This window comes from Haladaptatus sp., assembly GCF_049589095.1.
Lineage (GTDB): Archaea > Halobacteriota > Halobacteria > Halobacteriales > Haladaptataceae > Haladaptatus.
Window position 1 is genome coordinate 1 of the sequence record NZ_JBAWAC010000450.1, and the last position, 1,800, is coordinate 1,800.

Here is a 1,800-nt window from a genome sequence, read left to right on the forward strand (position 1 = left end):
GACGGGCTATCGCGCGCGGGATGACGAGCGTCAGCGAGGAAACGGCTGGGGAGGCGTGTGGGCGGTAGCGGGGGCGATGCGGTCTTGATGCGGCTCGGTATTTGTAGTCCAAAAGGAAAGCGGAAAATCTCTCAGAGCGATATTCCTGCGGTTCGATAGTTGCGAACACAGTACGATCAAAAAGACCGACAACGAACGTTTGTGGGCGATATGCGCTCCACCCGTGATTGCCGCTGTCGCACCATCGGAATCAAAGATTTCCTCGAAGCGAAACCCGATCTCTCAAATCCCTTTTCAATCGGTGCTGGCGTGTGCAGGCACGTCGCTTAACATCGTACCCATGGTAGCTGCTTTCAAGCGAGAGCGGTAGTCACGGTCGGAAAGATCGGCACAAAGGATCGACACGAAACCGACGATTTACGAGGTACATTCATGTCACGGGAAATCGCCGTCCTCGGTTCGGGATACGCCGGGGTCGCGGCCTTACAGAGTCTCGAAGAGGAGTTGGAAGGGGAAGCGGACATCACGTGGGTATCGGAAACCGACTATCACCTCCTGTTGCACGAGGTGCATCGCTGTATCCGGGACCCGTCGGTCCGGGAGAAGGTCGTCATTCCGGTGGAGGAACTCAAGGACGACGACACCGAATTCGTGCAGGCGCGGGTCACCGGACTCGACGTGGACGAGCGCGTTGTCCATCTGGACGAGGGCGACGACATCGAGTACGACTACTGCGTGGTCTGTCTCGGCAGTCAGACTGCCTTCTACGGCATCGACGGGTTGGAGGAACACGCGCTCACGCTGAAGAGCCTGGGCGACGCGATGACCATAAATCAGAAACTCTCGGCGGCAGTTTCGGACGCGACCGACGACGATCCAGCACAGATCGTGATCGGCGGGGCCGGACTGACCGGGATCCAGACCGTGGGCGAGGTGGCCGCGTATCGCGACGAACACGACGTACCCGTCGAAATCCACCTCATCGAAATGGAAGACGAGATTTTCCCCGGCCACGATCACGAGTTTCAGGGAGCGATTCGGAACAAACTGGATGCGAAGGACATCGAAATTTCGACCGGCACGGTCGTCTCGGAGGTCGACGAGGCGAAAATTTACTTCGAGAACGGCGACCCGCTCCAGTACGACGCCTTCGTCTGGGCGGGCGGCGTGACCGGCGAGGACGCGCTGTCCGACGCCGACATCGAGAAGGACCACAACCGCGCCTACGCGAACTCGACGTTCAAAACGAGCGACGACCGCGTTCTCGCCATCGGCGACGCGGCGCTCGTCGAACAGGACGCGGAGGGCGGGCCACTCTCCGAACAGGACGCATGGGAAGCCATCGTCCACCCCGACACGGACGACGTTCCCCCGCCGACGGCCGAAGCGGCCATGGAGGAGGGGGAACACGTCGGCGAGAACGTGGCGCGCATGATAGCGGGGAGCGAACCCGTCCACTGGTCGTATATCAACAAGGGCACGCTGGTCTCCGTCGGGGACAGGGCGGTCGCACACGACGTCATCGGCATCCCGCTCAACACGTTCGGCGGGCCGGGAGCCCGTATGCTCAAGAAGGCGATATCCGCTCGATGGATAGGGGAATCGTACTCGTGGGTAGCGGCGGCAAGAGCGTGGAACGACATGTAAATCGAAACGGGAAAGTTCGAAATGGCACGAGATGAGACGGGAACGCCCGAACGGAACGTCGCTGTCTACTTCGATATCGACGGAACGCTCCTCGAAAAACGGCGCGACGAGGACGAAATCGTCGAAACCGCGACGGCGTTCGATATCGATATC

General features: G+C 60.3%; 1 protein-coding gene. It reads left to right on the forward strand.

All coding sequences use genetic code 11. From position 1 onward, the window contains the following. Positions 1-432: 432 nt before the first annotated feature. On the forward strand, positions 433-1,647 hold the full coding sequence (locus WBV42_RS14190; RefSeq protein ID WP_423986607.1) for an NAD(P)/FAD-dependent oxidoreductase: 1,215 nt from the start codon (positions 433-435) through the stop codon (positions 1,645-1,647). The last annotated feature ends 153 nt before the right edge of the window (positions 1,648-1,800 follow it).